Here is a 25,673-nt window from a genome sequence, read left to right on the forward strand (position 1 = left end):
GCCGGTTCTCGATAAAAAATTGGAATTTATTTACCGGCTGCGGGGGGAAAGGGTTAAGTCTGCAATTGATGAGTTAGAAAGGCTTGAGAAATCTGGGCGGCAGTCTGTTGTTGTGTACAAGGAAAAAAAACTCCGAGAATTGATAGAATTTATCGGAAATGAGTGCGATTATTATCGAACCTCAGTAGAAGAAGCAAAACATGGCGCAGGCGGCGATTCTGCTTTTAAATTATTGGATAAGCTGCCGGCTGTGGATAAATGGATAATCAAAAATAATCTCTCCGGTTTTATTTGCGGGCATATGCGTGCGGGTTGGCGTTCGACAAGTGGCACGACTGGAACCCCGTTTGTTTTCAAAAAAGACAGGTATGCCTCCGGGTACATGGATGCCATGATGTACTGCGCATACCATTGGCATGGCATTTTGCCCTTGTCCAGGCAGGCACGAATCTGGGGCAGCTCGGTTGCTCCCAGAGCGAGAATGATCCAGGATGCCAAGGACAGAATGTTGGGCAGAAAGCGCCTTTCAGCTTTTGAAATGAGCGATCATAACTGCCGGCGGTTTCATGCTATACTTTTAAACCACAAGCCCGGATATTTTTACTGCTATCCAAATGCGATGTATCAATTCGCCCTGTCACTGGAGCGGCTGGGACTTGACGGTAAAGAAATCGGTGCATCTGTTGTGATATGCACGGGTGAAATCCTTTTTCAGTACCAGAAGGAAAAAATTGAACAAGTAACAGGGGCCAGGGTTGTCAATGAATACGGGTCCACAGAAAACGGCATAATCGCTTTTGAATGCGAATACGGGACCATGCACCTGCTGCCGACGGTGCATGTGGATATCATGGACCCTGACCAGGCCGGGTTCGGAGAAATAGCAGTAACAGAGCTTAACAGCCGGTCAGTTCCCTTTATAAAATACAAAATAGGGGACAGGGGGCGGGTTTTAAACCCCGGGTGCAAGTGCGGCAGGCCTTTTGAAGAACTGGAAATTCGGGAGGGCAGGGTGGACGATTTTATTGTCTGCCCCAATGGAGACGTAGTCTATGATGCGATATTGGCATATATTCTCAAGGATTATGCAATTCAGTTCAGGGCCTATCAGGACAAAAAAGGATTTATAAAAATCGATATCATCCCGAAAAGTAGTTTTGACGAAGTAATTGAACAGAAAGTCAAAGCCCGGCTCAGGAAATATCTGGGCAATGAAATGCAGATCGATTTTAATGTGGTAGACAGGATACTTCCGGATAAATCCGGGAAGCTCAGGTATTTTATCTCAAGGATCAAGTGAAAGGTTTTTTATGTCAGAACCGGGAAAAGTGTGGATAACATGGGAAAGACAAAGGAGGTCCATAGAACTGGCCGGCATCCTCGGCTGCGATTTGTATGTTTTTGATTTTGAAGGAAGATCAAGATACCCGAAGTGTATATATAATACCTTGAAAGTATTTCTTTTCAGCAGGTACAAGATAGTGTTTGTTCAAAATCCTTCAATGCTTTTGGCCGCACTTGCCTGTTTATTTAAGTGGGTTACAAGAAGAAGGATAATTGTGGACAGGCATACTAATTTTAGAATTAACAAGCAGAGAATAGTATCATCAGATTGGATGGTTTTTGACTTGTTAAATAATTTTACAATAAAAAATGCAGACTTAACGATAGTTACAAATGAATACCTGGCCGGTATTGTAAGAGACATGGGAGGCAGGGCATATGTGCTGCCCGATAAGCTTCCGGATTTGAAAAAGAGTCGCGACATTCAACTTGAAGGATTCAGTATCTTCATGATTTCATCATTTGGGGGGGATGAACCTGTTGCTGAAGCCATTGTGGCGGCAGGCAAGTTAGAAGAAGAGGGGGTTAAGTTGTACATTTCCGGAAATTCGAAAAAGCTGGATCCCGCCATAAGGAAAAAATCCCAAGGCAATGTAACTTTTACAGATTTTTTAAGTGAGCAGGATTTTACAGATCATGTTTATGCTGCTGATGCAATAATGGCTTTAACAACAGCAGATTATTGCATGCTCTGCGGTTGCTATGAAGCGGTTGCAGCAGGCCGCCCACTGATTACTTCGGATAAGCAGGTATTGCGGCAATATTTCACCGGAAGCGTTTTTGTTGAGAATAGTGCTGATGGTATCTGTAACGGGATTATCGAGCTGATGGAGGATTACGAGATCTGCTTAAACAATGTTGCAATCCTTAAAGAAAAAATTAACAGCGAGTGGGAACAAAAGTTCAGTGGTTTTAAAGAAAAAATAGGAAATATAGATAGTAATTCTGATACATAGTCGCCATTATAAGAGGAGTATAACGGGCTCTCAATTATTTTTACGAATTTGGTCAAATATGGATATCATTGATAGAAGTTATACAATCGTAAGAGACTTTGCATTATCTTGTGCGAAAGCTTCTGTGCCGTATTTCAGAAGGATAATTCGGTTTGTTGCATTGCCTTATGCCTATTTCGTTTTAGTGAACTGGAAGGAATGCTCAGCATCAAGATACCAAGTATTTAAGGATTTTATTTATATATTTTTTAAATTAAGGGATTTCCCTGATTATTACTCTTCCTTCAGATTGTGGGAAAAAGATAGATCTGAATGGAAGTATTATTATGGATCTACATATAACCCTCACCAGAGAGCTCGTTTAAGAAAAGAGGTCCAGAGAAAAGAATACGAAATAATATTTGAGGACAAACTTGTATGCTATCAACTTTGCTCCCACTTTGGGTTCCCGCTTCCACGGCGTATAGGATATATTGAACCAGGTTTAGAATGGGAGAAAACATTAAAGTATTTATTTGATAATGAAAGTGCTTCAAAAGTTATAGTTAAAGCTGCAAGGGGTAAAGGGGGGCGAGGTGTGTATCTCGCCCATAAAAAAAATGGTAAAATTTCAGTCTTCGATGGCAATAAAACATTATCTCTTTCTGCATTTCATTTAGAAGCGCCATCAGTTATTCAGGAATTTATTGAGCAGCATCAAGATTTATCCAAAATATCTTCCTCAATAAATACTATTCGCACCGAAACAATAATGTCGAGGGACGGGGAGGTCCTGATTCTCGGAGCTTTTATGAGATTCGGACTTGGCGATAATTTCCTGGATAATCAGTGTGCAGGAGGGTTGTCAATTGGAGTTAACCTTGAAAGCGGCAACCTGTTCGATTACGCAATGAATGGCCGGGGAGAAAAATTCGATTATCATCCGAATTCGAATTTTGAGTTTAAAAATTTTAAAATTCCTTTCTGGCAAAAGGTTGTTGAATTATCCAAACAAATCCAGTTGGAGTTTCCATATTATAAGCTTCTGGGACCCGATATAGCGATCACCCCAAGTGGTCCGGTGTTAATTGAGATAAATGCCAATCCTGATCATGCAGGACTTGAGATGGACTATGGTCCTGTGCTGAAAGATAAAAAGATTTGGGAAGTGTTTAGAGATTATGATTTATTAATCAATAAGCCCTCAATGAAAATCTCCAGTTTTAACAGTTAGAAAATATGTTTCCTCCAAATAAAAGTGAATTGAATGAATTTTGCAATAGCTTATCAGACGAGAAAAGTTATTTCAATGTGACTTTCCAAAGGATGATGAATTCCATTTGGATAATTCCGGAGTATCAAGACGGCAAATTAATTGCTGCCGCGGGAGTTGAAAAAAAATATGGAATTGTTCGTTCTTGGGCAATAGTGAAAAAAGAGCATTGGAAAAAGGGGGTGGGGGCAAAGCTTATTGCTAAAAGATTTGAAAAATGCCGCAAAGAAAAAACATGCCACGTATTACTAGGTATAATTGACGAGAAAAATATTCCGAGTATAAAAGCGTTAACAAAGCAGGGGTATATACTTGTAGGTAAAAAAGGTAATTTACTTTACTATTTGCAAGCTATTTCTCCTTTAGGTCGTGGAATGATTCCTGTAATTAAAATTCTTTTTTTTTCGCTTCTAATAATCGACAAATTCAGGAAGTAGTGTTCATCCAAGGCTATAACTTTTTGAAAAAATAAAAAAAGCGCATTTTGTGCTGGTGTTTTTCCGAGCTTTGTAGTATATTAGAGTTTCCACAAACAACCAATATAACTGTAAATACAGAAAAAGGAGCCAGCACAAAATGCGCGAAAAATGGCAAAAACAAATGCCTCTATGATCCATATTAAAGACCATCCCCAGAGCAAAGAACTCGAGACGATCAGCGACATCATAGATAGTAATCCTACCATCGCCGAGATGATTTTGCAAGACCTGATCAGTGGCAAATCGCCGGTTCAACATGCCGGGGCAAAAGGCATGAGTGCTGATCAGATAGTCCGCAGCGCCGTTGTAAAGACACTGTATAGCTTCACTTATGAAGAACTGGCCTTCCATATCGTGGATTCGCAAAGTCTGCGGTGGTTCTGTCGCATTGGCATGGCCGAAGAGGGATTCAAAAAATCGACTCTCAATCGAAACATCAAATCCATTTCGGATCAGACCTGGGAGGCGATCAACCGTTGTCTGCTCCAATATTCCAAAGATCAAAAAATTGAAAAAGGTCGACAGGTCCGCATCGACTGTACGTGTGTAGAAACCAATATTCATGAGCCTTCTGATTCGAGTCTTCTTTATGATGGGGTCCGGGTGTTGACCCGCCATATCAAGCAGGCAAAAGCTGAAGGTGTCAAGGTTTCTGGTTTTTCCAACCACCAGCGCCGGGCCAAACGCCGCATGCTGGCCATCCTGAATGCAAAGAACAAAAACCAGCGCAAAGCCGCATATCTTGATCTGCTCAAAGTGGCTGACATGGTGCTCGGATATGCCAGCACAGCAGAAACAAACCTGCTTGGAAGTTCTTCCTTGAAAGCGCTTGCCATATCCGAAGCGATCAAACATGATGCACAGTTGATGGGCAAAGTCATTGATCAGACCCGCCGCCGGGTCCTGTTGGGAGAAAAAGTGCCCGCCGGAGAAAAAGTGTTTTCGATATTTGAACCGCATACCGACATCATTATAAAGGACCGGCGCGAGACGATTTATGGCCACAAAATATGCCTGACCGGCGGCGCTTCGAACCTGATTCTCGACTGCAGGATTTTTGATGGCAACCCTGCCGACAGCTCGCTTACGATATCCATGCTTGACCGCCAAAAGGATATTTACGGAGGCTATCCGCTCAAGGCCAGCCTGGATGGCGGATTTGCCTCCAAAGCCAATCTGGAACAGGCCAAGGAGCGGAAAATAAAAGATATTTGCTTTTCCAAAAGACGAGGACTTGAAAAAACCGATATGTGCCGCAGCGAGTATGTATATAACCGGTTGCGCCGCTTCCGTGCCGGCATTGAGGCCGGAATTTCCTGGCTGAAGCGGTGCCTGGGGCTTACCCGCTGCACGTGGAAAGGATGGCATTCGTTTAAATCCTACGTGTGGTCATCGATTGTCGCCGCCAATCTTTTGACACTTGCCAGGGCCAAGCTGTCTGGGCAGCATTGGCTCGGCTGATAAAATCTTAATTCAAATGGATAAGTGCGCTCAAACAAGCTGAAAACAGACTGATTTTACATTATTTTTTATTTTTTCGGCCAACCTGGCTGAAGTTAAGGCCGCTACGGCCGGATTTTTTTACTCGCTTTCGCCAAAATGCCTATTTTGGGATGGACACTAGCAGTTCCTGCCCACGAATATTAACATGCACCGGGGCAAAAGGCAGCCCCACAAAAGAGTGCGGATGGAAGCGTGACGGACGAGACTTGTTAGATGGTGGGAAAAGGATAATTTGTGAACGAATTAGCGAACGAATTAGCTCTTGACATAAACCTTCTCATGGAAGTTACAAAAATACAAGCAAGAGGAGAAAATGCAAGAATTGCAGAAAAAATTTTGCTGCGAAGTTGATGAAGTAGATAAAGAAGAGTGGGGAGCAATATTAAAGATATTTAAAGATGCAAACTTTTATCAGACGTGGGAACATGGAGAGATGACATGGGGCGTAAAAAACATGAGCCATCTAGTCCTCAAGAAAAATGGATCTATTGTTGCTGCAGCACAGCTATGGAAAGTGGAGCTGCCGGTAATCAAGGCGGGATTTGCTCATGTTTCATGGGGGCCCATGTGGCGCTTGAAAGGAGAGGCCATAGATTTACAAGTAATAGAAAATATGCTGAGGGCCTTATTTAATGAATATGTCATGCGAAGAGGGCTTCTTCTAAAAATTAGATCTTACGAGCTCGAGAGTGGCAAGGAAGCAGACTCGATAAAAGCCCTTTTGGATAAAGAAAAATTTAATTGGAACAGCAATGAAAATCAATACAGGACCATACTGTTAAACATTTCAATAAGCCTTGAAGAGTTAAAGAAAAATTTCAGAAGAAAATGGAGGCAAGCTTTGAACAGAGGGGGGGGGAAGGGTGTCATTATTGAGGAAGGCGCTAATGCACAATTGTTTGAGCACATTGAAGATGTGTATGAAGACATGGTGGAAAGAAAAGCCTTTACTATATATATAGCGGATATAAAAAAACAAATGATGATACAGAATAAATTGCCCGACAATATGAAAATGAGGGTTTTCTTGTCTAGATATGACAATGAGGTTGTCGGTGCTTTAGTCGTTTTTGGTATCGGGAATACTGGAATGCCGATTATTGCCGCAACCGGGACAAAAGATATAAAAAATAGATTGAACAGTTCATATGTTCTGTATTGGCATGCTATTAAATGGTTAAAAGAACAAGGCTACGAGTACTTTGACCTTCGAGGCTACGATCCTGATGTTTATCCTGGTCCTTCATATTTTAAGGCGGGGTTTGGTGGAAATGATGTCAGGTTTATCGGCACCTATGAAGCATGCGATAAATTGAGCTGTAAATTAATAGTAAGAAGTGGCGAAAAATATGATTTATTTCAAACTAAGCTTAAAGCTATGCTCAAAAAATCGGTGTATCTATTCAGCGAAAAGACAAAAAAAGTAAAAAAAAGACTTGACACGGTTTTTACGAAAAATTACTAAAATCAACACCTGTCAAGGATTCGCATTATTTCAACAGGCAAAGACGTTAATACTACCTCAGGCAGCCTTTCTGGCTGTCAGGCATGCCGGGGTAAACCCAAAATATTTTAGCACAACGAGTTATAGTTAAAGCTGCAAGGGGTAAAGGGGAAAGGGGGGCGAGGTGTGTATCTCGCCCATAAAAAAAATGGTAAAATTTCAGTCTTCGATGGCAATAAAACATTATCTCTTTCTGCATTTCATTTAGAAGCGCCATCAGTTATTCAGGAATTTATTGAGCAGCATCAAGATTTATCCAAAATATCTTCCTCAATAAATACTATTCGCACCGAAACAATAATGTCGAGGGACGGGGAGGTCCTGATTCTCGGAGCTTTTATGAGATTCGGACTTGGCGATAATTTCCTGGATAATCAGTGTGCAGGAGGATTGTCAATTGGAGTTAACCTTGAAAGCGGCAACCTGTTCGATTACGCAATGAACGGCCGGGGAGAAAAATTCGATTATCATCCGAATTCGAATTTTGAGTTTAAAAATTTTAAAATTCCTTTCTGGCAAAAGGTTGTTGAATTATCCAAACAAATCCAGTTGGAGTTTCCATATTATAAGCTTCTGGGGCCCGATATAGCGATCACCCCAAGTGGTCCGGTGTTAATTGAGATAAATGCCAATCCTGATCATGCAGGACTTGAGATGGACTTATGGTCCTGTGCTGAAAGATAAAAAGATTTGGGAAGTGTTTAGAGATTATGATTTATTAATCAATAAGCCCTCGATGAAAATTTCCAATTTTGAAAGATAGAAAAATAAAGTTCTTTTATCGGTTGATGGCAAAATGAAAGTGCACCACCTATTGCCATCAACCTTCTTATTTTAAATTACTATAAGTAAAACCTATTCAATATGGGGTGAGTTCCAGTTCTGTTGGTGCCTCAAGGGGTTCGAGGTTATCCGTGGGCTCATCATCAGGGGGTACGTACCCTTCGTAAATGGTAATTTCATCGTACCAGTGCCCATGCGGCGTAGCTGATTCATCCACAGGCGCAAATGCAACGCTTTCAATCTCCAATCCGCCCCTGTCCCACATGTCCTTATCGTAAACATGATAATGCAGTTTTCCGTCAACCCAAAGCTTTATCTCACCGTCCCCGCTTGAATAACTTGTAGGCATTTTGATCCACTGCCGCATTTTTCGCCATTCCGTTCCCATACCTTCCCACTGCCACCCTATTCTTCCATGCGGGCAGTCATAACTTCCATCAGGATTTTCTGTGCAATATGAATAGGTGTTTGTTCGCACCTCAGTGACAACATCAGGATTAAACTCTACCGTAGCTTCCTCCCATGTACTCAAATACATATAATCGCCGCCATGGAAACTTATAAGAGCTGCTAAATACTCATCAGAGCTACTGCCATTGTATGGTCTTATAGACTTACATCCCCCAACACTCCATTCCAGTGGCCACGTGTCATATCTTTCCCACCAGACAATTGTTATTTCACTGCCTTTTCCGTCCGGTATGTTTAATCTCCAGCCATCTGTCCCTGAGCAATCACCATCAGCGCAATCCATCATAACGCAGGGGGCAACCCCATCAGCGCACTCCGAAGCATCCCACACAACATTTCTTGTATCTTTACTCCCGATGGAGGCGGAGTCATGTAAGTCCTCAACTATAACATCCCCTGGTGCTGCAAAAAGTTTCCCACTGAACAATAAAACCAGTATACTTGCAAAAATTAGTATTCTCTTCATTTGTCCTCCTTTATTCTAATGTATATACTATTTCCATTTTGGGTTTTTCACTGCCATTAAATTCTTTAGATGCGAAAAGCCGATAGCTGTCAGCAACGGCCTCAACATCGGAGTTCAACATCAACCCGTTATTCAAACTTCCTCCGCTTACCCATTCCTGCACCATTCCCGTAACATTCCATTCCTTATATTCCGACTCCTGATCCAGGCTGTTCACATCCGCCGCCGCCCCGATATCGGCCTGGGCCAGGGGGATGCTGTTGTAGCAGGTGTCGTTGGGGGTCCATCCGTTTATTCCATCGTAGGTGTATCCATCGGCCTGGTTTAAATCCGGCATATGGTTGATTAGCTTGTGGACGGATACATCATAGGTGGCATCTCCGCCTGCGGCAGTTTGATAGAGTTTAAGGGTTGCGCTCTGGATTTGGGCACCATCCGGCAGTTGGGATAGATCGAACTTGAGCAGGATGGCATTGGCCGGGGTGTTTTCCGGCCAGGTGTAGGTGTTTAGCTGTTCACTGGCGACATACACCTCGTTGTTGATGTTGATGAAGGTGTCCTGGATGGTCCCGGGATAGTCGGCATCCGGTGTGTCGCCGAAAACCGCTGTCTGGAGTGCCGAGGCCGGGTCAAAGGCCATGTATCCGACGACCTCGGTGGTGTGGTTGGTTTCCCTATCTTTGGATTGATCCTCGTCTATCTGGACCTCCACTCCTTCGGTGTTTTTGTTCCTCCAGCGGATGTTGGCCGTATCTCCCCCGTCCAGGGTCTGCATGTCCGCGAGAAAGGTGGGGGTGCTGGCAAATGAGGGATGGAACGGAACAGGGTAGAAGTCGTGGGTTACCTCGTTGAATGTGCTGTCCACTGTATAGTCCATCCCGTTGACGGTTCCGGCTGATGGTTCCCATGCAATATAGGACATGGTTTCCATGGCATTGTGCCCATTTTTGTGGGATTCCTGCTCCTGCAGGGTGCAGTCAAACCCATCTTTGGATATATTATATAATCTTCCGGTGACAGAATACAAATCATTTTCTGTTATCACGCCGGATACAATGACCGGAATCTGATTGAAGGTCTGGTTAAAGCTCACGGTTTCCGTATTTTTTGCCTCAAAGGTGCCGGCTTCGACGCGGATTCCTGTGGATAGTTCGTGGTGGCCGGCTTCCATTGCGATGTAGCTTACTGTTTCAACTGCGTGCTGCCCGTCCAGGTAGTCCCACTCTTGGATGCGAATTTCAAATCCTTCCGGGGTTACATTGTTTATTCGGATGACAGCCGGCTGGCCGCCGTTTAAGCTCATGGGCTTGGCTACCACGATCGGGTTGTCAAAGGTTTTGTCGAAAGATACGGTTTTCCATACATGATTGACTTCGATTTCAGCGGTTTCCAGCGTGAATTCCGGCGCTTTTTCCTCCTCGAGGCATTCTAAGTCACTGCCGTCACAATCCTGGTCAATGCCGTCGCCGCAGATTTCGATAGCACCCGGGACTATTGTGGCGTCAGTGTCATCGCAGTCGCCCTCGTTCTCTGTGTACCCGTCACCATCGTTGTCGATGTCCTCGGGACAGATTTCGTCACTGCCGTCGCAGTCCTGGTCGATGCCGTCGCCGCAAATTTCTTCTGCGCCGGGATAGATTGAGGCATCGTTGTCATTGCAGTCACCTTCGTTCTCAGTGAATCCATCCCCGTCATTGTCAATATCCTCCGGACAGATCTCATCGCTTCCGTCACAATTCTGGTCAATACCGTCACCACAGATTTCCTCTGCACCGGGGTGTATTGAGGCGTCATTGTCATTACAGTCGCCCTCGTTCTCGGTATATCCGTCACCATCGTTGTCGATGTCTTCGGGGCAGAGTTCGTCACTGCCGTCGCAGTCCTGGTCGATGCCGTCGCCGCAGATTTCTTCTGCGCCGGGATAGATTGAGGCATCGTTGTCATTGCAGTCGCCTTCGTTCTCAGTGTACCCATCCCCGTCATTGTCAATATCCTCGGGGCAGATTTCATCGCTTCCGTCACAATTCTGGTCAATGCCATCCCCGCATATTTCTTCAGCGCCGGGGTAAATTGAGGCATCGTTATCATTGCAGTCGCCCTCATTCTCGGTATACCCATCCCCATCGTTATCAATGTCTTCGGGGCAGGTCTCATCACTGCCATCGCAGTTCTGGTCAATGCCGTCACCGCAGATTTCCTCGGCGCCGGGGTGTATTGAGGGGTCGTTGTCATTACAGTCGCCATCGCTGACGGTATAGCCGTCGCCGTCTTCGTCGATATCATCGCTTGAAAGGGTGTATGTGATTTCAAGCTGCGGCCTTTGCGCGGCGTCAATTGTTTCACTGGCTGCGAAAGAGCGGTAGCTGTCAGCGGCTGCCGTGTTATCGGAATTAAGCAGCAGGCCGTAGTTTGAATCCGGATTGTCGGTCCAGTCCTGGATTATGCCTGTCACATCCCATTGTTTGTAGCCTGTGCTCTGATCCAGGGTTTTTGTGTCTTCGGCTGGTGCAATATCCGCCTGGGCCAGGGGGATGCTGTTGTAGCAGTCGTCATTGGCTGTCCAGTCGGCGGTGCCGTTATAGGTGTAGCCGTCTGCCTGGTACAGGTCCGGGTTGTGGTTGATGATTTTGTGGGCGGATACATCGTAGGACGCATCCCCGCCGGCTTCCGTCTGGTAGAGCGAAAGCGTGGCGCTCTGGATCTGGGCATCAGCCGGTAGGTCTGAGAGGTCCAGCTTGAGCAGAATAGCATTGGCCGGCATATCCTGGGGCCAGGTATAGGTGTTTAACTGTTCGCTGGTGATATTTACCTCATCATTGAGGTTTATAAAAGTGTCCTGCAGGGTGCCGGGATGGTCGGCATCCGTTGTGTCGCCGAAAATTAAGCTTTCTGTTTCGGTGGCGGATCCCACAGTATAATTGACGGTTTCGGAAAAATCGCTTTCATTGCCGTCTGCATCAAAGCTTGTGGCGGCGAAAGAATATTCCACGTCGCTTTCCAGGTTTGTAAAGGTGTAGCTGGTTGTATCCGGGGAATCAATCGTCACATAGGGGGTTGACTTGAAGTCAGTTCCGGATTCGCCGCAATAGAGGTTATAGCCTGCTACCCGGTCATCATCCGGCCGGCTCCAGGAAAGCGTCACATCATTTTCCCCTTCTATACACGGCAGGTCCTCACCGTCGCAGTTCTGATCAATGCCGTCGCCGCAGATTTCTTCTGCACCGGGGTAAATTGAGGCATCGTTGTCATTGCAGTCGCCCTCATTTTCGCTATATCCATCCCCGTCATTATCAATGTCTTCGGGACAGAGTTCATCACTTCCGTCACAGTTCTGATCGATGCCGTCGCCGCAGATTTCGGTAGCGCCGGGGTAAATGGTGGCGTCGTTGTCGTTGCAGTCGCCTTCATTCTCGGTGTATCCGTCACCATCGTTGTCAATATCTTCGGGGCAAAGCTCGTCACTGCCGTCGCAGTTCTGGTCAATGCCATCTCCGCAGATTTCCTCGGCGCCGGGGTGTATTGAGGCATCATTGTCGTTGCAGTCGCCCTCGTTTTCCGTATACCCGTCTCCGTCGTCATCAATATCATTGGTATCCGTGGTTGAAGATTCAACCGTATAACTGACGGTTTCGGAAAAATCGCTTTCATTGCCGTCTGAGTCAAAGCTCGTGGCGGCAAAATCATAGGTTTGCCCTTCTGTCAGGCCGGAAATGGTGCAGCTGGTCGTATCTGCGGAATTAACCGTTTGGCTGGGGGTGGATGAAAATTCAGTGTCAGCTGATGCATAATAGACGTTGTAACCAGTCACACGGCTGTCATCCGGCTTGGACCAGCTCAGCGTAACTTCCGCCGCATAGGCAGAGAGGGGTAATAAACAAAAAAACAAAAGGGGGATAATCAGGGATAATACATGTTTTTTATTTATTGTTGGATTCATTAAAAACCTCCTAAGGTGTTTTTTCCTTGACCGTGCCGGAAACAACACCTTAGGAGGTGCTGAATCCGCCCGGCGGGCCCGCCGCCATATCCATCATTTGGACTTAGGCCGGTTCCTTTGCGCATCACCTTTTCAGGTGGATTGCCTTTATCAAGCGGTTGATATTATTAGGTCATAAACAATAAAATTAAAATTTTTGAGCTCTTTCAGAAATTTTTTATGCAGATCGCATGCCATGTTTTTTGACTTGGTCAGAGCAGGCGTATTTATTAAAAAAATGATGAACGCCATTGTTTAAGATTCCAATTGATTTTAATGAGTTTTATAAAAATTTACGCGTGTTGAAGTGGCAGGTATTTTTTTTCAAGATTATGTTCTTTGGCATATAAATGCGGCTTTTTATTGGTATAGAAATGTGTATGGGTGTATACAAAATTACACATAAATGAATTATTCAGCCAGCAGCATCAGAATGGGTGCCATGTTGACTTTGGCGTTTTTGTCGTTTGTATCCGTATCTCCCGGAGATGTGGCGTTATCCGGGACTTTATAAGTGATGGTCTCTGACAGTTGGCTTTCACTCCCGTTTGAATCAAAGCTGGATGCAGCAAAATGATAGGTCGCGCCCGCTATTAAGCCTGAAATTATGCAGTTCGTTTGATCTGCGGAATTTATTCTTTGGTCCGGGGTTGTAGTGAAATTCGTTCCGGATATCGTGCAGTAGACATTATAACCAGCCACACGACTGTCAGCGGGCTTCGCCCAGCTGAGAGTAACTTCCGCGGAGTCGGCGGCAGCGGATAAAAAACATGAAAGAAAAAGCAAAAACAATATAATTAAAAGATTTTTATATACCTTATTAAGAATTGACATATAAAATATTTCCTTAAATATTAAAGAAAGCTGACAGCAAATATTAAAGAAAGCTGACAGCAAAATTTCCCTTCTTTATACAAGTGCCGTGCCAAATTATTAAGGTACTGGAATAATAAAGTTTTTGCTTGTCAGCGGGGAGGTTTCGGATCGCTGGCTGTTACGATTTGTGCACACAGGGTTACAAATATTTCCCGGTGGGATCTTGAGAATTCTATTGTTCGTTGGGTTTCGCAAGCTCAACCCAACCTACGCTAGGCTCAAGTGCCTTTAACTTCATGATATTAATACGTTTTAATCGAAAATGATAACCATATGAAATTCAGGCTGGGGATAACCGGGAAATTATTCGCGTTATATATCGTTTTTTTTCTGGTATTTTTGGGTACCACGATTGTTTTTTATGTCAATGTGACCGAGATCGTGGCGCGGTCCGAGGAGATAGTCAGCAAAAACAATGAAATTGCCTCGCGCTCAAAGCAAATGATCGAAAATTTGCTGAGCATGGAGGAGTACCATCAAAAATATGTTTTACTTAACAATGATGAGTACTGGCGCCTGTATCAATCCGCGAGAAAGGAGTTCGAGGCCAATTTAAATGCGGTCCTGAATTTGAAAACTTCGGATGCCGCCTTAATGGAAAAGTGGCAGGCTCTGGAGAGCACCTATCTTCATTTTTATGATCAGGCGGAAAAAGGCGCCTCTTTCCCGGAGAAAAAAATCTGGATTCCGGAATCCTTTGTCAACAAATGGATTCAGGCAATATCGGCCGCCCGGGAGAAAAATGAGGAGAATATTGAAGCAGCGCTTCAGGAAATCAACCAGCAGAGCCGATCGGCCGCGCGATATGGGCTGATCGGGTTGTTCATTGCTGTCATTTTCGGCGGTTTCGGCAGCCTGTTTTTGGCAAAATCGATGATTCGGCCTTTAAAGGAGTTGATGCAGGGCATTCGATCGTTTTCAAAGGAGAGAATGAGCGAGACGATACAGATTCGATACAGGGATGAGCTTGGGGAGTTAACCGATGCGTTCAACGACATGACCAGGCGGTTGAAGCGCGAAGAAAATATGCGCTCGGATTTTATCTCCATGCTGAGCCATGAGATCCGAACGCCGTTGACTTCAATCCGGGAATCAGTAAATATGATTTTCGAAGAGGTGATGGGGACGGTAAATGAGCGCCAAAAGAAATTTCTTAAAATCGCCAGTTCGGAAATCGGACGGATTTCTGAATTGTTAAATCATATGATGCAGGTATCGAGAATGGAGGTTAAAGCGCTTGAGGTTCAGCCCCGCCCGGTTGATCCCTATGAACTTGTATCCAAGAGCATTGACCATCTTAAAACCACGGCGCAGGCAAAAAATATCACTTTTAATCTTCAGGTACCGAATGATGCCCCCAAAGTCATGTGCACGCCCGAGCATCTGCATCAGGTGTTTCTCAATATTTTGGGCAACGCAATAAAATTTACGGATCAGGGCGGTAGCGTAGGCATTCATGTGATACCTGATAAAAAGGGCGAAAACCTGACCTTTGCAATTGAGGATAGCGGGCCGGGTATTTCAGAAGAAGATCAGGCCCTTATATTTAATAAATATTACAGGGCAAAAGATGTACGCGGTCACATGGACGGCGTGGGTCTGGGGTTAAGTATTTCAAGGCAGATAATCGTGGCGCATGGGGGCAATATTTGGGTTAAAAGCGAAGTCGGGGCCGGAAGTGTTTTTGGATTTACGCTTCCGGCGGCCGTGGCCGAATAAAATTTTTTCGGCTTGATAATGATTCAATCCAAGTGATAATGAAAAACATTACTTTGACAAAAGACTTCTTATTTTTTCAATTCTTACTTGCAATACTGTTCCTTTTTGTTTTATCTGGGTGCGCCATTTTTGAGAAGGAGGATCCCGAAAAAATTCCTTCAGCAACGCATGAGTGGAAAACCCTGATGAATGGATATGATGCATTCGAGCAGAAGAATTATGAAAATGCGGCGGATATTTTTGGCTATTTATACAAGCTTGATACAAAGAGCAGAATAAGTCGCCTGGCATTTTATGGATTGGCCTGTTCGCGTTTGATAATGGCCGATAATGCCAAAGAATTCAATAGGGCATTGGAGCTTTGGCATGAATGGGCGGATTCCTTTCCACCCGATTTGGATGCTGAAGATCCGCGCATGCTTGAACCTTTATTGACGGAATTGAAGGCTTCGCTGCAGGAAAAAGACCGCCGCCTGGAAGAAAAAGAGAATAAAATCGACGCACTTAATGAAAAAATGGAAGCAATGCAGGAAAAAATCAATACGCTGACGCATCAGCTGAAGGAGCTGGAAGCGATTGATCAACAGATTAAAAAGAGAAAGAAAGAGATTACCTCTCCCCAATAATATAGCCAGGAATAGGGGGTGGCGCATAAATCCACTGTTTTAAACCTCTCATTTAATGCCTCACAAAAACTCCGCTGATGTTATGGCTGCCCCCGTATAGGGTGTACACTTTTGAACGCACAGCAAACAATTCTTGTCGTTGACGATGATCCGAATGTCCTTGAAGTATTAAACGCCAGGCTTTTATCGGCCGGCTATGATGTGCAGAAGGCTTCGGATGCAGCAGAAGCCATTAATCTGCTTGATAAAAAGAAGCCCCATCTTGTCGTATCCGACGTAAAAATGCCGGGAATGGATGGGATGGCGCTTTTTAATAAAATTCAGGATCTGCACCCGGGAATGCCAGTCATTTTTTTAACCGCCTATGCCAATGTCTCGGAGGCGGTGCATGCGGTGAAGGCCGGGGCGGTGGATTATCTGGAAAAACCGTTTGACGGGCACGAGCTGCTGAAAAAAATTGAGGAAACCTTAAATGCCTGCCAATTGGATGATGTGCCGGATCATGACGCGCCGGAATTAGAGGGCGACTTTTACTGGGGCCGGAGCCGGGCGATGAAGCATTTGCATGACGTGGTTCAGCGGGTTGCCCGAAGTGAAGTAAATGTGATGATTACCGGTGAAAGCGGGGTGGGTAAGGAGCGGATTGCCGATTTGATCCATAACAGGGGGGCCAGAAAAGCGCAGCCGTTTGTTGTGGTGGACTGCGGCTCAACAGCCAACGGCCTGCTCGAAACAGAGCTTTTCGGCCACGCCAAGGGCTCTTTTACCCATGCCATTCGGGACAAAAAGGGCCTTATTGAGGCCGCGGACCAGGGAACGCTTTTTTTGGATGAAGCGGGCAACATTTCCGGGGAAATGCAGACCCGGCTGCTGCGCTTCCTGGAAGAAAGAAAGGTCAGAAGGGTTGGCACCCTTGACGCCGTTTCGGTGGACTGCCGGGTTATTTCCGCCACAAACAGTGACTTGGGGGAAGCGATCAATAAGGGAGAGTTTCGCCAGGATCTCTACTATCGCCTTCGCGGGGTGACCATTAAAATTCCGCCGCTGAGGGAGAGGAAAAGAGACATACCGAAATTGGCCCGGTTTTTTGTGGATGCCTATTGCAAGGCTTACGGAATCGAAAAGATTGCATTGCCCCAGGAAACCATCGACTGCCTTTGTGATCAGACCTGGCCGGGGAATGTGCGTGAGCTTAAAAACATTCTGGAGGCCGGTATCGTGCTTTGCCGGGACAGCGTGTTAAGGCCTGATGATCTTCAGTTTTGCGATTTTACACCGGGGTCGGCGGCGAACGGACTAAAGACGGAGTCCTTTTCTATTGAGGAAAGCGAGAGAGATACCATTGTACGGGCTTTAAAGCGGACCGGAGGGGTTCAGAAGCAAGCGGCAGATTTGATGGGCATCAGCCGGCGCGCCATCCATTATAAAATAAAGAAATACGGGATCAATATTGCACAAATTCGATGAAATTCGGGGTTGGTGGTTTCGGGCCAATCGCCGCTGTCATTCCGAGAAGCGCAAGCGACGAGGAATCTTGGTTTAAAAGATTTCTCGCTGCCGCTCGAAATGACAGTATGGGGGGATTTGAGACGCCTTTATAAGTTGCTTTCTCCAAAAGAAACGAGTGCGGCGGTATAGATTTTTTATAAAATTTCAGGGTGTTGAGCCCTGTCCTTTCTCAGTCCGTATTTGGATATCAGCCGGGAGAGATAGGTCCTTTGAATGCCCATAACTTTGGCGGCTTGACTTTGATTGCCGCTCGTATGTTTGAGGTTCAGGCGGATAAATTTCTTTTTAAATTCATCAACCGCCTCCTGAAGACTAAGGCCCACCTGGATATCGCTCATTGTCGCCTCAACCGAATAAAGCATGGGCAGATCTTCCGGCCGCAATTCTTTGCCGTTACCCATGACCACGGCGCGTTCCAAAGCGTTCTGCAGCTCTCTGACGTTGCCGGGCCAATCGTAGGCAATCATTTTGTCCAGAGCTTCCTGCGTCATCTCAATGTTCGAATACCCTTTTTCTTTTCGGAAAAGCTGGACAAAATGTTTCGCCAGCAGGGGGATGTCTTCTTTTCTTTGCCTTAGCGGGGGCATGTGAATTTCCACCACATTCAACCGATAATACAGATCCTCCCTGAAAAGACCGTTCTTAACGGATTCAACAATATTTTTGTTGGTGGCGGCAATTACGCGGATATCAACAGTTATCGGCGCCGTCCCGCCGACCCTGTAGAAAATCCCGTCCTGGAGCACCCGGAGGAGCTTGGCCTGCATTTGCTGGCTCATTTCGGCAATTTCATCCAGAAAAATCGTGCTTTCATCAGCCAGTTCAAATTTGCCGATTTTTTGAGCGGCGGCGCCGGTGAACGCGCCCTTTTCATAGCCGAATAGTTCGGCTTCAAGCAGGGATTCGGGCAGCGCAGCGCAGTTCAATGTCACCAGGTGCCTTGATTTTCTGGGACTTCCCTGGTGAATCAGGCGGGCTATCAGTTCCTTGCCCGTGCCGCTTTCCCCCAGAATCAGGGCGCTTGCCATGGAATCGGCCACCTGCAGGGCCTCGGAGAGCACCTTTTGAATTTCTTTGCTTTTGCCGATGATTTGATGTTTTGGCGCCAGCTCTTCCCGCAAGCCCTGATTTTCTTTCTCAACGCTTTGGAATTTTTTGGCATTTCCGATGGCCACGGCCGCCAGGTCCGCAAATACCGTAAGCAGCTCAAGGTCTTTGTTTTGAAATGTACTGCCGTCGATTTTGTTCATGAATTCGATGACGCCGATCACCTTGTTATTCAGATGCATCGGCACACAGGCAATGGATTTTGTTTTAAATCCAATCTGGTTGCTGATGTGTTTATACCAGCGCTTATCCTTGGCCGCATCTTTGATTAACAGGGGTTCGCCCTTTTCAGCCACGTAGCCGGCGATTCCCTGCCCCAATTTAACCTCGAACTGTTTGACTTCTTCCTTTTTGGTGCCTGTGGCTACCTTGAAGTAGAGCTTGTTGGTTTTTTCATCCAATAGCAGCAGAGAGCTCGCTTTTGCCGCCATCATCCGGTTGCCGGTTTCAAGAATCATTTCAAGCAGCCGATTCAGGTCGTGGACATTGGAAACCCAGGCGGATATATCCTTTAAATGTTGAATTGAAAGTTCGGTTTCGTCATGGGCTGGTTTCATATTGATAGAATATCATACTTTTTAAAAGGTTTCATACATTTTTATCAGTTACCAATGCAGCCCGATGCCGCCTGTGAGCCCCCGGATATTGTCATAATCCACATGCAGCACGAAATCGTATTTAAAGTCGAAAAAATAGCTTATCCCCCCGCCGTAAAGGCCTTCAATCTGGCTGTCTGAGGATTCTTCATAAACGCGGCCCGTGGCCGGCGAGCGGGAAAGTTCGCTTTCGGTAAAAGCGGTAAAGCCGCCGATGGCGGATACATAAAAATCGCTTTTTGCGATTTCAACCCCGAGTTTTCCGAAAAGCCCGACCTCGGTGCCTTTTCTGACAGTGTCCAGGATGGTGCAGGCCTCGTTTGGGCAAGGTGCAGATATGGTTGGGTCAGGCAGTTCATCATCGGAATGCGGAATAAAATGGAGGCCCATGCCAAATAATAGATCAAGTCCTTTGAAACGGATGTCTTTGGCCCCGGTTTCAATCGTTGCATTGGCATTATCGGCGTCTCCGCCGGCGCCGCCGCCCACTGAAAAATACCCGGCCTGCGCGGGAACGGAAATAAGGAGCAAAAGGACAATCAGCGTGCAGAAACGGCATACGGACCGCAATCTCCAGGAAACAGCGGTTAAGCAGATCAATAAAAAGAAAGCGCCCCCCGTTAACATCCCCACATAGGGGAAATTCCCGGCTTGGTCGCGGGCAGCAGATGAAATAAAACAGCTGTCAACATCAACAGTCGGCAGCGCCTCGGCCGGGTTCACTGTGACAATGGTCCTGTCTTTGTGGGAAAAAACGGCATCAGTTGACACCTTCAATTCGAACTCAAGGGTTTTGCCGTCATCACCGCCGGAAGGGGCAATAAAGGTGGCGGTGGCCTGATCCGCATTTTCCAGGTTAACGGCTGGCCCTTCAGTTTGCCGCCATTGATACCGGGCGATTTCTTTGGGGTCATAGGAACCGGTGCCATCAAGGGTTACGGCATTGTCTGCAGCGGTTTCCTGATCAGGCCCGGCATTAGCGAGGGGCGGGTAGGGCAGAGATGAGCCTGTGCTGCCAAGAGACTGATTTGCAAACGGCCGAAATTCAATTGACGGCAATTCATAGTTATCAATCTGATCATAAATGAGGCCTTCGATTATCTGGGCATTACCAGTCCCCCACCAGTTGTTTGGCAGGGCCACAGTCTGCGGGGCTTGAGCTGTCCAATCATAGGTGTAAACAATATAGCCCGTATCTTCAGTCGCTTTTAAATTATTTCCCGTGAGATTCAGGTTAAAGGAAGCGTTTTCGGTCGCGGTGAGCGCAACAAGCCCCGCCCTCTGATTATCCATTTCAAGAAGATTGGATTGAATGTTAATATTGGCGGTAGCATTCTGGTAAACTGAGGCGCTTCCATCCAGAATTACCCGGTTGCCGGCTGAAAAGCTGCTCTGTATATCGGCGATCAGCGGGCCAAGAACGGTGATCGAGATATCATCGGTATCTTCCAGTCCCCCATTATCCATCACTTTTAATTGAAAGGTTAATGTTTGGGCGGATTCATTATCGCTGGACGCCTCAAAATAAGGTCTTGCGGTGTTTGGATTGATCAGTTCCACCGGCGGCCCGCTGGTCTGGGTCCATTCATAGGCAGCAATGCTGCCGTCCGGATCTGCCGATCCGGTCCCGTCAAGAGACACGCGGGTTCCCTGGCGGAACTCTCGGTCCTCGCCGGCTTCGGCCGCCGGAAACATATTGTCATCATAAAAGCTAATATTTACCTCGTCAGTTGAAGAAAGACCGGCCTGATCCGTCACCGTTAATTGAAATGTCATACGGTCACCGGCAGAAATTGAAGATGGAACCGTAAATGTCGGGCGGATAGTGTTCGCGCCCGCCAAATTCACGGAGGGGCCGGCTGTCTGTTTCCATTTGTAATCCGTTATGCCCAGGTAGGGGTCGGTGGAGCCTTCGGCACTCAATGTGACGGTTACTTCCTCTCCCGGCGCCTGGGGCAGTTCTACATTCTGGTCTCTGCCGGCGTTTGCGACAGGCGGCGGGTTGTCGCCGGTAACAGTGACTTCTACCGTATTCGCGGTTTTGCCGCCGTCTTGACCGGTCACCGTCAATTCAAATGCCAATGTTTCTATCTTATTGCCCGGATCCGGCGCGGTAAAAGCGGTTCGGGCGCTTTGCGGGTTGGTGAGGGTCACGGAAGGGCCGGCGGTTTGCCGCCACTGGTAGGCTGTAATACCGCTGGCTGTTTCATCAAGAACAAGTTGTAAGGCCGTTCCGAATAATTCGGGGGCAGTGCTGATAACTGTATTATTTGCAATTTCCAGATCATTTGAGCGGATTTCGAGGTCGATCGCCTGGTTGTTGTTTAAAAAATAATTGTCTTCAATGATACCGCCTTCTGCTGAAAACCGGATGCCGGTGGCATTGCTGTAGATCCGGTTCGAAATAATTCGGATACGGCCGCTTAAAGAATCTATGACACCCGGGTCCGCCGAGACAATGGCGGAGATGCCGGCCTCAGTACTAAAACGGATGGCATTGCGAGCGATCAGCGGCATGGCATTGATAGTGCTGATCATGCCCTCGCTGTCCGGATCATTGCCGCCGTATTCGATAACGCAATATTCAACCGCACTGCCGCTGGATGCCCCTGGATCCCAGTCATTGCTCGGGTCGCTGAAAATTATCGCTCCCCACGGGACAGCCGGGTCCTCAGCCGTAAAAACGATGGGCTCTTTCTGATTTCCCCGGGCCATCAGGGTGCCCTCAATCCTTAGGGAATAGCCCTGGCCAGGGTCCGGCGATGATCGAAAAATGACCTCCACCCCCGGGTTAATGCGCAAGGTGGTATCAGCGGCCACCCGCACATCACCCGTGATATTAACCGGGCTGTCAGCGAGTGTCCAACGGCTGTCAGAGCTGATAATGCCATTGACATCCAGAGCGCAGGCTGGCTTGAGATAGAAGCAGCATAATATCAAGAAAATGGATAATCCCTTGATGAGAAGATCTTTTTTTTCTATCATTTTCCCTCCAATTTTCTTTCGCCTAACGGCTTAGCATTACCGGCTGCCGAGGGGTTAGGGTGATGGTAATCATCGCTTCGTTTTCGGTATAATCGTCTTCGTCAATATCTGAATCAAGGTCCCTGAAAGTGTACCTTGCTTCCACAAGCATCCAGGGTAGTATTTGATATGTTAGGCCTGCAGAGGCCCGAATAATGGCATCCTCACGTTCCGGCTCCAGTTCTGTATATATGCTTCGCCGGTAGCTAATTGTCATATCAGTACCAAGACGCCTGTTGATCGGATGGGCAAAAAGTGTTGTTAAGCCGTAAAATGTATTGAACCCCAAATTTTCGGGACCGGTATCAGCCCGATCATAGCCTGCGGTGCCTGAGAAGGATAGAGTGGTACCCTGCTGCCAGGAATAATTGGTTTCTATCATTCCCACAAGGCCATCTTCATCCTCCCTGAATTCATTGTCCTGGAAGAAATAGCCGAAACTGCCGCTGAAACTTGAGTTGAAATATTCATCCCAGACAAATCCCACCGCGGGGGCATAAACCTGGTAGTCCTCGCCATCGGCCACATAATTGGTGACTTCATGGGTGTACTCGGCATAAACATCAAAATGCGGACTGAATCGCCTTGTGAGCCGAAGCCTTGCAGAGATATCATTATAGTTTTCAGAAACATCGAAATTTCTTTTTATATAACTGATTTCTGATTCAGCGCCGAGCTTGCTCGGTATCAGCCAATAATTCAAAATCATGTTTGGGGTATGGTGATCCCTATCCTCAATATCATCCTCGCCTCGATTTTTTAGAAAATAGTATTCATATCCGAATTCGATTGAGTTTTCCGGCCCAAACTGGTTGATCGCGGTGAAAGCCGCCGTGTTTGTAAAATAGGGTTCTCTTCCCTGCCGCACGGTCGTGTCAACCTCGGTAATCGGCTCTTCCGTATCATAAAGCGGTTCTTCGGTGTATAAATAGGTGTTTGTGAATTCAAGTTCGGTGGTGCGGCTGATTTGCCTGGATGTGCTTAAATCCGCATTATGGCGCACGGTGTTATATTCCGGAAAGCGCAGGTAATTGGCGTAGGTGGGCCTGTAAACCAGCGACAAACTGCTGAGCCGACCCGTCATGCTGATATCGATGACCGGGCTGACTGTGGTGATAAAATCATGTTCTTCATTTTCAGGGGTCAGGTCTATATTGTCTGTATAAGTAGTTCCCGCAGATACACCTGGATGGAAAGTGACAGCCGCAAAAGCCGTATTGTTCAGAAAAATGAGTGACAATAGAATTAAGGCGGCATATTTAAAATTGAGCAACCGGCGGATAAGATCTTTCATTTGATCCTTTTTCTGATTTGATGAGCTTCAGCAAAATGGCATACAACAATATGGCGCCAGGCAGTGGTTTCAAAACAGGGCGAAATTTTTTCAGATGGTAATATTATTAAAAATGCTAAATATTATACTGTTTAATTATATTATTTGTCATCCTGGATTGCAAATATATAAACAAAAATTCCATGCTGTTAAATCAGGTTCCGGACTTTTGTCGGGCATGTTTTTTAGCTGGCAGCTACTTCTTAATAATCCGCAAAGGTGATGCTAATGAAATTTGTCTCTATAGTCATGTTCATCTCTTTTTTTGGTTTTGTTGTTCCATCTTATGCTGTCATTGAAGTAGAGAAGCGTTTTATCCGGTTTCAGGGCAAAACCGTAAGTGTTGAAGATCCGGTGGGGCACCTGATTGATACTTTTGGTGAGCCTTATCATAAGGAGAAACAAACAAACTGGGTCCGCCTGCGGCGCAACCGGGTGGTGGAACGGGATGTATTTTTGTGGTTTTATCGTCTGGGCGGCGAGCACGGGGGCGAGACAGATTATTACAAGTTCATCATATACGATGGCATTATTCAGAAAATCGTGGAGATCGATTAATCAGTTAGGGCTACCCCGGATTCGTTGGTGGTCCCAGCGGGACTCGAACCCGCGTTTCCGGCGTGAGAGGCCGGCGTCCTAGGCCACTAGACGATGGGACCTTGAAGAGGAGAAAAAAGATCGGTTAAATTCAATTTAACCGTGCCAGACATTATTGAAGCACGGGGGGTTTGTCAATTATTTTTTGGCGGCAGGCGCTCCGTCTTGACCCCCCGCCGGAAGCCGAAGATCAGATAAATGAGCCAGCCGATAAACGGCACCAGTCCGATCAGGTACCAGATCACCTTTTCTTTTAGCGTTTTGAAATCCTTTATCGATATATCCACCAGCGCCCATATAGTCAGCAGCAGAAACGGAATGCACAGCAGAACGAATGTGGCGGCCGCTTTTAGCCCCATGGATCAGCCTTTCAGTTTGTCAGCGATTTTAAGCACGATATTAACATAATATTTGCTGTGGTTGTAGTGGTAGATCACATCACCCGCCGCCTCCCTGCTCAATCCGGGTTTCCAGCCATAGTGCTTCAGGTAATTGGCAATGCTGGCAATCGCGTCACCGTGATCAAAGAGGTTTATCCGGCCGTCGCCGTTTCCGTCTTCTGCAAAAAGCAGGACATTGCTCGGCATAAACTGGGCAATGCCCATTGCGCCCGCATAGGAGCCCTGGATGTCATGGGGGTTAAAGTTTTCGGAGTCCACATATTCTATAAACGCCTTTAATTCCCGGTAGGCCCATTGGGATTTCTGGTCCGCCTTTTTTTCAAATTTTTCCCGGGTGATATCCACATCCTCCGGCAGATTGCGCCAGAAGCGCTCCCTTACGTCATCATCGGTTAAGGCCGCCATCGTGGCAAGGGTGTTTATGACCGAGCGGTTGCCGACATATGTCCCGAGGCGTGTCTCCACCAGCATAACGGCGGTGATCACCGATTTGTCCACCCCGTATTCTTTTTCGGCGCTTGCCAGCGCCTCTTTGTGGGTTTCCATGTAATTTCGGGCGGAGCGGAGGGACTTGGCCGAGAGAAACTGATCATAATTCAGGGTTGACTCCCGATGCCTGAAATAGGCGGATATACCGTCAATATCAAAGGTTATGGCGGAGCTGTCAAAAATATCATTGATCAGATCGGCATTGAAATCATCTGCGATCAGGCGTTTTTGAAGGGCGGTGAAATAGTCCGGGTCGGATTCGGCCCGGGCCTGTCCCATAGGGAGAGAAAAAATGATCGTCAGGGCAAGGCCGGTCAGGCCCGCGCGTTTCAAGAAGGATAATGCCAATTTCATCACGGTTTACCTCCGCTTGGTATTTGATTATCTGGCAATTTGATATTTTTTGGCGTTGACGTCAATTTCATTTTGCTCCGGCGATTGGGCCTTCGGGGGGTCGAGAACACAGGTTTTCGACAAGCCCTTTTCCGCAGGCGCATTCCACATATTTCCGCATCCTGGCGTCCAGCATGGTTGCAAAGTGCGGCATGAACATGATAATCAGTCATTTGGCGATGTTTTAGGATTTCCCGCCCGGCTTTCAGGCACATCTACTCCATTTATGAATGCCATTGATTGTCGGGTCTGTCAAACCGGAAAGCTTG

Annotated in this window: 18 protein-coding genes, 1 tRNA gene, 1 pseudogene and 1 riboswitch; of the genes and pseudogenes, 11 read left to right on the forward strand and 9 right to left on the reverse strand. The window is 46.5% G+C overall.

All coding sequences use genetic code 11. The features are described 5' to 3' along the window. Positions 1-505: 505 nt before the first annotated feature. The 7 genes and pseudogenes from U5L07_17910 (at position 506) to U5L07_17940 (ending at position 7,722) form a co-directional block, all read left to right on the forward strand. Positions 506-1,300: a hypothetical protein gene (locus tag U5L07_17910; protein MDZ7833626.1), complete on the forward strand. Its 795-nt coding sequence runs from the start codon at positions 506-508 to the stop codon at positions 1,298-1,300. Positions 1,301-1,310: 10 nt separating this feature from the next. Continuing rightward, positions 1,311-2,300 carry a glycosyltransferase gene (locus U5L07_17915; protein ID MDZ7833627.1) on the forward strand — a complete coding sequence of 330 codons (990 nt, stop codon included), beginning with the start codon at positions 1,311-1,313 and terminating at the stop codon, positions 2,298-2,300. A gap of 58 nt (positions 2,301-2,358) precedes the next feature. Further along, entirely contained in the window at positions 2,359-3,513 is a 1,155-nt protein-coding gene (locus U5L07_17920; GenBank protein ID MDZ7833628.1) for a sugar-transfer associated ATP-grasp domain-containing protein, read from the forward strand. Between the two features lie 5 nt (positions 3,514-3,518). After that, on the forward strand, positions 3,519-3,989 hold the full coding sequence (locus tag U5L07_17925; GenBank protein ID MDZ7833629.1) for a GNAT family N-acetyltransferase: 471 nt from the start codon (positions 3,519-3,521) through the stop codon (positions 3,987-3,989). A 139-nt stretch (positions 3,990-4,128) separates the two neighbouring features. Further along, positions 4,129-5,492, forward strand: a pseudogene (locus U5L07_17930) (ISNCY family transposase). A 355-nt stretch (positions 5,493-5,847) separates the two neighbouring features. Then, positions 5,848-6,999, forward strand: a complete 1,152-nt coding sequence (locus U5L07_17935; GenBank protein MDZ7833630.1) for a GNAT family N-acetyltransferase — start codon at positions 5,848-5,850, stop codon at positions 6,997-6,999. A gap of 132 nt (positions 7,000-7,131) precedes the next feature. Continuing rightward, positions 7,132-7,722: a sugar-transfer associated ATP-grasp domain-containing protein gene (locus U5L07_17940; GenBank protein ID MDZ7833631.1), complete on the forward strand. Its 591-nt coding sequence runs from the start codon at positions 7,132-7,134 to the stop codon at positions 7,720-7,722. Between the two features lie 175 nt (positions 7,723-7,897). On the opposite strand, the gene U5L07_17945 is transcribed toward U5L07_17940, so the two are convergent. The 3 genes from U5L07_17945 to U5L07_17955 form a co-directional block, all read right to left on the reverse strand. Further along, positions 7,898-8,758, reverse strand: a complete 861-nt coding sequence (locus tag U5L07_17945) for a hypothetical protein (GenBank protein ID MDZ7833632.1) — start codon at positions 8,756-8,758, stop codon at positions 7,898-7,900. A gap of 10 nt (positions 8,759-8,768) precedes the next feature. Further along, on the reverse strand, positions 8,769-12,695 hold the full coding sequence (locus U5L07_17950) for a MopE-related protein (GenBank protein ID MDZ7833633.1): 3,927 nt from the start codon (positions 12,693-12,695) through the stop codon (positions 8,769-8,771). Between the two features lie 68 nt (positions 12,696-12,763). Further along, positions 12,764-12,851, reverse strand: a riboswitch (cyclic di-GMP riboswitch). Positions 12,852-13,145: 294 nt separating this feature from the next. After that, positions 13,146-13,568: a fibronectin type III domain-containing protein gene (locus U5L07_17955; GenBank protein MDZ7833634.1), complete on the reverse strand. Its 423-nt coding sequence runs from the start codon at positions 13,566-13,568 to the stop codon at positions 13,146-13,148. A 315-nt stretch (positions 13,569-13,883) separates the two neighbouring features. On the opposite strand from U5L07_17955, the gene U5L07_17960 reads away from it, so the two are divergent. The 3 genes from U5L07_17960 to U5L07_17970 all read left to right on the forward strand — a co-directional run bounded on the left by U5L07_17960 (position 13,884) and on the right by U5L07_17970 (position 17,422). Continuing rightward, complete coding sequence (locus tag U5L07_17960; GenBank protein MDZ7833635.1) at positions 13,884-15,329, forward strand: ATP-binding protein; 1,446 nt, start codon at positions 13,884-13,886, stop codon at positions 15,327-15,329. A 38-nt stretch (positions 15,330-15,367) separates the two neighbouring features. Then, positions 15,368-15,955, forward strand: a complete 588-nt coding sequence (locus tag U5L07_17965) for a hypothetical protein (protein MDZ7833636.1) — start codon at positions 15,368-15,370, stop codon at positions 15,953-15,955. A 111-nt stretch (positions 15,956-16,066) separates the two neighbouring features. Further along, positions 16,067-17,422 (forward strand): sigma-54 dependent transcriptional regulator, encoded by a 1,356-nt coding sequence (locus tag U5L07_17970; GenBank protein MDZ7833637.1) that lies wholly within the window; start codon positions 16,067-16,069, stop codon positions 17,420-17,422. Between the two features lie 176 nt (positions 17,423-17,598). Here the strand turns inward: U5L07_17970 and U5L07_17975 are convergent, their stop codons facing one another. The 3 genes from U5L07_17975 to U5L07_17985 are packed head-to-tail and all read right to left on the reverse strand — an operon-like array spanning position 17,599 to position 23,485. Beyond that, positions 17,599-19,128 (reverse strand): sigma 54-interacting transcriptional regulator, encoded by a 1,530-nt coding sequence (locus U5L07_17975; protein ID MDZ7833638.1) that lies wholly within the window; start codon positions 19,126-19,128, stop codon positions 17,599-17,601. 48 nt (positions 19,129-19,176) lie between these two features. Then, a complete protein-coding gene (locus U5L07_17980) occupies positions 19,177-22,152 on the reverse strand; it encodes a right-handed parallel beta-helix repeat-containing protein (GenBank protein ID MDZ7833639.1) in 2,976 nt (991 codons plus the stop codon). 22 nt (positions 22,153-22,174) lie between these two features. Then, the gene (locus U5L07_17985; protein ID MDZ7833640.1) at positions 22,175-23,485 is read right to left on the reverse strand and encodes an outer membrane beta-barrel protein; all 1,311 of its coding nucleotides are present in this window, start codon (positions 23,483-23,485) and stop codon (positions 22,175-22,177) included. Positions 23,486-23,752: 267 nt separating this feature from the next. Here U5L07_17985 and U5L07_17990 point away from each other — a divergent pair, with 267 nt between their 5' ends. Next, positions 23,753-24,082: a hypothetical protein gene (locus U5L07_17990; GenBank protein ID MDZ7833641.1), complete on the forward strand. Its 330-nt coding sequence runs from the start codon at positions 23,753-23,755 to the stop codon at positions 24,080-24,082. 25 nt (positions 24,083-24,107) lie between these two features. Here the strand turns inward: U5L07_17990 and U5L07_17995 are convergent. The 3 genes from U5L07_17995 to U5L07_18005 all read right to left on the reverse strand — a co-directional run bounded on the left by U5L07_17995 (position 24,108) and on the right by U5L07_18005 (position 25,365). Further along, positions 24,108-24,183, reverse strand: a tRNA-Glu gene (locus U5L07_17995). A gap of 72 nt (positions 24,184-24,255) precedes the next feature. Further along, entirely contained in the window at positions 24,256-24,480 is a 225-nt protein-coding gene (locus U5L07_18000; protein MDZ7833642.1) for a PLDc N-terminal domain-containing protein, read from the reverse strand. Positions 24,481-24,483: 3 nt separating this feature from the next. After that, positions 24,484-25,365, reverse strand: a complete 882-nt coding sequence (locus U5L07_18005) for a lytic murein transglycosylase (GenBank protein MDZ7833643.1) — start codon at positions 25,363-25,365, stop codon at positions 24,484-24,486. Positions 25,366-25,673: the final 308 nt, after the last annotated feature.

The organism is Desulfobacterales bacterium (assembly GCA_034520365.1).
GTDB lineage: Bacteria > Desulfobacterota > Desulfobacteria > Desulfobacterales > Desulfosalsimonadaceae > M55B175.

What these genes read in the sequence shown, in the direction of transcription:
- U5L07_17910 (MDZ7833626.1), top strand. Translation starts at nt 506, where the DNA reads ATGTTGGGCAGAAAGCGCCTTTCAGCTTTTGAAATGAGCGATCATAAC.
- U5L07_17915 (MDZ7833627.1), top strand. Translation starts at nt 1,311, where the DNA reads ATGTCAGAACCGGGAAAAGTGTGGATAACATGGGAAAGACAAAGGAGG.
- U5L07_17920 (MDZ7833628.1), top strand. Translation starts at nt 2,359, where the DNA reads ATGGATATCATTGATAGAAGTTATACAATCGTAAGAGACTTTGCATTA.
- U5L07_17925 (MDZ7833629.1), top strand. Translation starts at nt 3,519, where the DNA reads ATGTTTCCTCCAAATAAAAGTGAATTGAATGAATTTTGCAATAGCTTA.
- U5L07_17935 (MDZ7833630.1), top strand. Translation starts at nt 5,848, where the DNA reads ATGCAAGAATTGCAGAAAAAATTTTGCTGCGAAGTTGATGAAGTAGAT.
- U5L07_17945 (MDZ7833632.1), bottom strand. Translation starts at nt 8,758, where the DNA reads ATGAAGAGAATACTAATTTTTGCAAGTATACTGGTTTTATTGTTCAGT.
- U5L07_17950 (MDZ7833633.1), bottom strand. Translation starts at nt 12,695, where the DNA reads ATGAATCCAACAATAAATAAAAAACATGTATTATCCCTGATTATCCCC.
- U5L07_17955 (MDZ7833634.1), bottom strand. Translation starts at nt 13,568, where the DNA reads ATGTCAATTCTTAATAAGGTATATAAAAATCTTTTAATTATATTGTTT.
- U5L07_17960 (MDZ7833635.1), top strand. Translation starts at nt 13,884, where the DNA reads ATGAAATTCAGGCTGGGGATAACCGGGAAATTATTCGCGTTATATATC.
- U5L07_17965 (MDZ7833636.1), top strand. Translation starts at nt 15,368, where the DNA reads ATGAAAAACATTACTTTGACAAAAGACTTCTTATTTTTTCAATTCTTA.
- U5L07_17975 (MDZ7833638.1), bottom strand. Translation starts at nt 19,128, where the DNA reads ATGAAACCAGCCCATGACGAAACCGAACTTTCAATTCAACATTTAAAG.
- U5L07_17980 (MDZ7833639.1), bottom strand. Translation starts at nt 22,152, where the DNA reads ATGATAGAAAAAAAAGATCTTCTCATCAAGGGATTATCCATTTTCTTG.
- U5L07_17985 (MDZ7833640.1), bottom strand. Translation starts at nt 23,485, where the DNA reads ATGAAAGATCTTATCCGCCGGTTGCTCAATTTTAAATATGCCGCCTTA.
- U5L07_17990 (MDZ7833641.1), top strand. Translation starts at nt 23,753, where the DNA reads ATGAAATTTGTCTCTATAGTCATGTTCATCTCTTTTTTTGGTTTTGTT.
- U5L07_18000 (MDZ7833642.1), bottom strand. Translation starts at nt 24,480, where the DNA reads ATGGGGCTAAAAGCGGCCGCCACATTCGTTCTGCTGTGCATTCCGTTT.
- U5L07_18005 (MDZ7833643.1), bottom strand. Translation starts at nt 25,365, where the DNA reads ATGAAATTGGCATTATCCTTCTTGAAACGCGCGGGCCTGACCGGCCTT.